Origin of the sequence: Nocardiopsis sp. TNDT3 (assembly GCF_003427465.1) — a bacterium.
Classification (GTDB): domain Bacteria; phylum Actinomycetota; class Actinomycetes; order Streptosporangiales; family Streptosporangiaceae; genus Nocardiopsis; species Nocardiopsis dassonvillei.
The window spans coordinates 1-6475 of record NZ_QPFC01000515.1 but is presented as its reverse complement, the minus strand read 5'-3'; the positions used below and the strand labels follow the sequence as shown (position 1 = coordinate 6475).

The 6475-nt window shown below is 73.9% G+C and carries 6 protein-coding genes; 3 read left to right on the top strand and 3 right to left on the bottom strand.

Annotation, left to right across the window (positions count from 1 at the left end; all coding sequences use genetic code 11):
- The first annotated feature begins 139 nt into the window (after nt 1–139).
- Complete coding sequence (locus DQW06_RS13510; RefSeq protein WP_013151144.1) at nt 140–1285, top strand: cystathionine gamma-synthase; 1146 nt, start codon at nt 140–142, stop codon at nt 1283–1285.
- A gap of 80 nt (nt 1286–1365) precedes the next feature.
- On the opposite strand, the gene DQW06_RS13505 is transcribed toward DQW06_RS13510, so the two are convergent.
- On the bottom strand, nt 1366–1605 hold the full coding sequence (locus DQW06_RS13505) for a hypothetical protein (protein ID WP_013151145.1): 240 nt from the start codon (nt 1603–1605) through the stop codon (nt 1366–1368).
- Between the two features lie 310 nt (nt 1606–1915).
- Here DQW06_RS13505 and DQW06_RS13500 point away from each other — a divergent pair, with 310 nt between their 5' ends.
- On the top strand, nt 1916–2641 hold the full coding sequence (locus DQW06_RS13500) for a GntR family transcriptional regulator (protein ID WP_013151146.1): 726 nt from the start codon (nt 1916–1918) through the stop codon (nt 2639–2641).
- An 8-nt stretch (nt 2642–2649) separates the two neighbouring features.
- Nucleotides 2650–3462: a GntR family transcriptional regulator gene (locus tag DQW06_RS13495; RefSeq protein ID WP_013151147.1), complete on the top strand. Its 813-nt coding sequence runs from the start codon at nt 2650–2652 to the stop codon at nt 3460–3462.
- Between the two features lie 202 nt (nt 3463–3664).
- On the opposite strand, the gene DQW06_RS13490 is transcribed toward DQW06_RS13495, so the two are convergent.
- Nucleotides 3665–4921: a VWA domain-containing protein gene (locus tag DQW06_RS13490; RefSeq protein ID WP_198662442.1), complete on the bottom strand. Its 1257-nt coding sequence runs from the start codon at nt 4919–4921 to the stop codon at nt 3665–3667.
- Nucleotides 4922–5076: 155 nt separating this feature from the next.
- Nucleotides 5077–6475: sigma 54-interacting transcriptional regulator (locus DQW06_RS13485; protein WP_198662441.1), on the bottom strand; the 1399-nt coding region annotated here is incomplete at its 5' end.

The window sequence follows — 6475 nt, the reverse complement described above, 5'->3', positions numbered from 1 at the left end:
TATCCAGGAAACCGCGGGGAGGGCCTCCGGCGCCAGCCCCGGTCCGGGCCTGTGGACGGCTCCCGGGCGCGCCCGCGCCCATCGGCGCCGGCCTGTGGAAAACGCGATCGGTGAGGTCAGCGGGCACTAAGGTGGCCCCATGAAGTTCGACGGGTTTGAAACGCTGGCCATCCACGCGGGGCAGGAGCCGGACGCCGGAACCGGGTCCGTGGTGGTGCCGATCTACCAGACGAGCACCTACGCCCAGGACGGCGTGGGCGGTCTGCGCCAGGGCTACGAGTACTCGCGCACCGGCAACCCCACGCGCGCGGCCCTGGAGGAGTGCCTGGCCGCCCTGGAGTCCGGGGTGCGCGGCCTGGCCTTCGCCTCCGGCATGGCCGCCGAGGACACCCTGCTGCGCACGGTGCTCTCGCCCGGCGACCACCTGATCATCCCCGGCGACGCCTACGGCGGCACCTTCCGCCTGGTCTCCAAGGTGGTCGAGCGCTGGGGTGTGCAGTGGGACGCGGTCGACCAGTCCGACCCCGAGGCCGTGCGCGCGGCCGTGCGGCCCAACACCAGGGTGGTGTGGACCGAGACGCCCACCAACCCCCTGCTCAACATCACCGACATCGAGGCCGTCGCGCAGATCGCGCACGACGCCGGCGCCCTGCACGTGGTCGACAACACCTTCGCCTCGTCCTACCTCCAGCAGCCGCTGACCCTGGGCGCGGACGTGGTCGTGCACTCCACCACCAAGTACCTGGGCGGGCACTCCGACGTGGTCGGGGGAGCGCTGGTGGTTTCCGACGCCGAGCTGGGCGAGCGGCTGGCCTTCCACCAGAACACCATGGGCGCGGTCCCGGGGCCGTTCGACTCCTGGCTGACCCTGCGCGGGATCAAGACCCTGGGCGTGCGCATGGACCGGCACAGCGCCAACGCCGAGAAGGTGGTGGCGGCCCTGGAGGGCCACCCCGCGGTGCGCCGGGTGTTCTACCCCGGGTTGGACGCCCACCCGGGGCACAAGACCGCCGAACGGCAGATGAGGGCCTTCGGCGGCATGGTCTCCTTCGCCCTGCGCGACGGTGAGAAGGCGGCGCTCGCCCTGTGCGAGCGCACCGAGGTCTTCACCCTCGGCGAGTCCCTGGGCGGGGTGGAGTCCCTGATCGAGCACCCGGGTCGGATGACGCACGCGTCCACCGCGGGCTCCCCGCTGGAGGTCCCGGCCGACCTGGTGCGGATCTCCGTGGGCATCGAGTCCGCCGACGACCTGGTGGCGGACCTGCTCCAGGCCCTGGAGGGCTAGGGAGGGGCGTCGCGCGGATCGGCTCTCGCCGGTCCGCGCCGCGGCTCCGTCGCCGCGGCGTCCGTCTCAGCTCCTCCCGCTCAGACCGCGGTGGGCGTGCGGTCCGTGGAGGGGGTGGACGGGTGCTCCCCGTCGCGGAAGCGCAGCCCCACCACGAGGCTCCCGGTGCGGGAGAGGGGGGTGCCCTCGCCGTCCTCGCGCAGGGAGCGGTAAGCGCCCCGGCGGTCCTGTCGGCGGATGCCGATGGAGACGGCGAGGAAGAACCCCGCGGCCAGGCCCAGGAGTACGACTCCGACGAGGGCGATAACGATGGGGATCATGGTGTTCTCCTCGGGGGGGAAGTTCCTATCCGTGTCCTGCGTGCCCTCCTCCGGAGAGGGGGGACGCCGAGCGGTGTCTCACCGTGGTGTTTCCTTTGCGGTGCCGCGGGGGTCAGGCGCCTGGGTCGAAGGGGAGGGGAACCGCCGACGCCCGTTCTGGGGAGTGTTCTTCCGGCGGTGTCGCGTACTGAGGGTGGCCTTCACTTAAAATGGGCTCATGTTGACCGGATGGACCTGATCTCCTGGTGCTCCGATCATCTTGTTGGTACAAGCTAGGTTGTTGGTCTCATACCCCGGCGAGGACTGATATATGCGGGCCGAAAGCAGATACCGACAGATCGCCCGAACCCTGCGGCGCGAGATCCAGGAGGGCTCCCTGACCCGGGGCGCGCAGCTGCCGTCGGAGAAGCAGCTGGAGGAGCGCTTCGAGGCGTCCCGCAACACGATCCGGCTGGCCCTGGGCATGCTGCGCAACCAGGGGCTGATCGTCAGCCGCCCCGGGCGCGGGCACTACGTCCAGGACGTGGTCCCCGAGACCTTCCACGCCAACCGCGTCGGCCCCGGGGGCCTCCACGAGTCCGGTATGACCGGGCAGGTCCTGGAGGAGCTCCAGCTCCTCAGCGCCACCCCCGACATCGCCAGCCGCCTGCGCGTCCCCGAGGGCGACATGACGGTCGTCCGCCGGATGTACCGGTTCTCCGGGGAGGTCTCGGCCTCCGTCAGCACCGCCTACTACCCCATGGACCTCGTCGAGGGCACCCCGCTCATGCTTCCCGAGGACGTGGAGAGCGCCCTGTCGGTGCTGGCCGAGTACGGACAGCGCCAGGTCGGGTTCGTCGACGAGCTGGAGACCCGCATGCCCAGCCCGCAGGAGGCGGGCCAGCTCGAACTCCCGCCCGGGGTCCCGGTGCTGACCGTCCACCGGACCGACCTGTCCGAGGAGCGCCCCATCCGGCTCGTGCACACCGTCTACGCGGGCCACAGCATCCGCTACCAGTACGAGAACGGCAACATGAACGCCTACCACCGGGACTGAGCACAAGCATGAGCACGTCGAGGAAGACGGTTGTCGCCGACCACCTGCGCGAGGCGCTGGCCAGGGGCGACTACAAGCCGGGGGAGCGGCTGCCGGGGGAGGAGGAGCTCGCCGAGCAGCTCGACGTCTCCCGCGCCACCGCCCGTCTGGGCATGCGCATCCTCCAGGACGAGGGGCGCGTCGCCATCCAGCCCGGACGCGGGGCCTTCGTCGCCGACCACCGGCCCATCGTCCACCTGGCCACCCCCGTGACCGGGGGCGGCGACTCCGAGCGCTTCGAGGCGGGCTACCAGCCCCACCTGCGCGAGGCCGGATACGACCAGGTCCAGGAGAAGATCAAGGTCAGCCTGGACACCATGCGCCCCAAGGTGGCCAAGCGCCTGCGCAGCGACGGGGCCGAGGGCCGTACGCGCGGGGACCTGGTGGTCATCCGCTCCTCCGACCGGTTCGTCGACGGCGGCCTGTGGCAGTCCCAGGTCACCTACTTCCCGTACGGCATCGCCAGCAACACCCCGCTCATGTCCCCCGAACGCCTGGAGGAGGGCGTCGCCGCCGTCCTGCGGTCACTGGGGTACCGGGAGGAGTGGAACTGGGACATCGTCGGCGCCCGGATGCCCTCCCAGGACGAGGCGGACTCCTTCGGGCTGGGGCCAGGCATCCCGCTGCTGGTGCAGGAGCGGGTGGTCTACGAGGGCATGCGCCCGCTGCGGTTCACCGAGACGGTCATGCCCGCCAACCGGCACCAGCTGCTCTACTCCGGCGGCGGTGCCCCCGAGGAGCTGTTGGTGCTGGCCTCCGACGTCAGCATCTTCGAGCGCTGACCCGCCGCGCCGCCGACGCGCCCGGCCGCTGACCGGTCGGGCCGTCGGCAGCCCGCGCGGAGTTCGGAGCCGACCACACCGGGCCGCTGTCCCGGTACCCGGCCGGGCGGGCTCCGGCGGAGTCCCGGTGTCCGCGCCGGTTCCCCACCGCGGCGGCCAAGTCCGTTCCACGGGGATCCGGTCCGCCCTCGCGGCGCCCGGCTCAGCGCAGGTAGCGGTCCACCACCAGCGGCCCCAGCTCCTCGGCTCCGGCGTGCACCACCCGCGTCCCGCGCCGCCGCTCCACCAGCTCCTGGAAGGCGCGCAGCCGCGGATCGTCCGCCAGCAGGAAGAAGGTCACCTCGGCGCCCCCGCGCAGGACGGCGTCCAGCTCGGCGAAGGTCAGCTCCACCGTGCGGGGGGCCGGGGGCCAGGAGAACCGGGCGTCGCCGTCCTCGCCCAGGTGCGCGGTGGGCTCGCCGTCGGTGACCACCAGTACCTGCGGACGCAGGCCGCCGTGGCGCCGCAGGTGGGCGCGGGCCAGCCGCAGCGCGTGGTGCAGGTTCGTCCCGGGGACGCGGCGCCAGTCGTGCGCCACCAGTGAGGCGGGGGTCAGCTCCCGCGCCCGTTCCCCGAAGCCGACCAGGTGCAGCCGGTCCTGCGGGCGGCGCGTGGACACCAGGGTGTGCAGGGCCAGCGCGGTCCGGGTGGCGGCCTCGTGCAGGGACCGGGTCACCATCGAATGGGACAGGTCCACCAGCAGGGACACGGCCGCTGCCTCCGACGGCTCCGCCCCGGCCACCCGCACGTCCTCGGCCCGCAGCGCCACGCCGCGCTCTCCGGGGCGGGCCCGGCGCAGGGCCGCCTCGCGCACGGTCGCGACCGCGTCCAACGGCCGGTCGCCGTCCTCGTCGCGGGGCAGGGACAGGCCCGTGGGCTCCCCGCCGGGCGCGGTGCCTCCCCGGTGTGCTCCGCCGGGGCCCCCGCGTCCGCGCCGGGAGGCCTCGGCCTCGCGCAGCGCCACCTCGCCCAGGCGGCGCAGTTCGCGCGGGCTCAGGCCGTGGTCGGCCCCGTCCAGGCGGGCCAGGATGCGGCCGGCCTCCCCGCCCAGCAGCCCCGGCAGACGGCCCAGGGCGGTGGCGTCCGCCCGGCCGAGGGCCGCGCGGTCGCCGTCGGCGTACCGGGACAGGACGTCCTCCAGGGCGGACAGCCGCCGCCGGTCCTCCTCGGACAGAACCCCCGGGCCGCTCGCGGAACCCGCCACCGGGCCCCCACCGGTCGCGGAATCCACTCCCGGGTCCTGCGGGTCGGCCGCGGAACCCGTCTCCGGGAACCGCGAAGCGGATGCGGAATCCGCCTCCAGCGCCGAGGCGACCAGTACCAGCAGCTCCCGCGCCGCCGCCACGGCCTCCTCGGGCGGCGGGTCGGGTTCGGCCAGCGGGTCGGGGCCGCCCATGTACTCCCGGTACCGAAACCTCACAGGCGTCCGCCTCCTTCTCGTCCCGCGCACACGCACCGGCTATCTTCCCGATTCGGGAACCGGCAGTCCTGGCCGGGCGAGCCGGCCGCCGAACGGCCGCGCCCGAGAGGGCCCCGGCGCGCGGACGCCTCCGGAGGGCGCCGCCTGGAGACCGCCTAGAAGCGGTAGACCCCTCCGTCGGGAAGCGCGTCCTTGGACAGCCGGCGCTCCAGGTACAGGCCCTCCAGCGCGAACTCCACCACAGCGGCGGCCAGCCCCGGCGTCGGCGGGCCGTCCTCGTCCTCGGGGGCCGCGTGCCCGATCATCGCCGCGAGTCCCGGGACCGCGCCCACCCGCCGCAGCAGTTCGGCGGCGCCCACCAGGTCACCGGTCTCCACCGTGCCGCCGCCCGAGAAGCGGTCGGCGAGTTCGGACAGGTCCGCCGTTCCCAGGCGTTCGCGGAACACCTCCGCCACCGCCCGGCGCAGCAGCGCGTGCAGGATCTCCGCCTCGCGGCCCTCGGAACCTGTCTCGAACTCGACCTTGCCCAGCAGCGGCTCCACCGCGGCGGGCAGGTCGCACACCCGGGCCACCGGAACCTCCCCGCCGGTCAGGGCAGCCCGGCGCAGCGCCGACGCCGCCACCGTCTCGGCCGCGGACACCGAGAAGCGCACCGACACCCCCGAACGGGCGTCCACCTTCTTCGAGGCGCGGACCAGCCGGGTGAAGCGCGCCACGGCCTCCAGCAGGTGCGAGGGCACCGTCGTGCCCTCGGGCAGCGCCGCCTCCTGCCGGATGAGCGCCAGTTCGTCCGCCAGGGTCAGCGGGTAGTGGGTGCGCACCTGCGCGCCGAAGCGGTCCTTGAGCGGGGTGACGATGCGTCCCCGGCTCGTGTAGTCCTCCGGGTTCGCGCTCGCCACCAGAAGCAGGTCCAGCGGCAGCCGCAGGTTGTAGCCGCGTACCTGGAGGTCGCGCTCCTCCAGCACGTTGAACAGCGCCACCTGGGCCCGTGCGGGCAGGTCGGGCAGCTCGTTGACGCAGAACACGCCCCGGTTGGCCCGCGGCACCAGACCGTAGTGGATGGTCTCGGGATCGCCGAGGGAGCGCCCCCGCGCCAGCAGCGCCGGGTCCACGTCGCCGATCAGCTCGCCCACGCCGGTGTCGGGCGTGCCCAGCTTCTCGCCGTAGCGCTCCGAGCGGTGCCGCCACACGACCGGCAGGCCGTCGCCCTCCCGTGCCGAACGGCGCACGCAGGCCGGGCAGACCGGCGTGTAGGGGTGGTCGTTGACCGGGCACCCGGCCACCGCCGGGGACCACTCGTCCAGCAGGGTCGCCAGGGTGCGGATCAGCCGGGTCTTGCCCTGGCCGCGCTCGCCCAGCAGGACGATGTCGTGTCCGGCCAGCAGGGCCCGCTCCACCTGCGGCAGCACGGTGGCGTCGAACCCGTGCACCCCGGGGAACCGGGGCTGTCCCGAGGCCATCCGCCGCAGCAGGTTCTCCCGCACCTCGGCGGCGACCGGTCGGTGGACGTGCCCGGATCCGCGCAGGTCCGCGCGGGTGCGCGGGAGCGGGGGC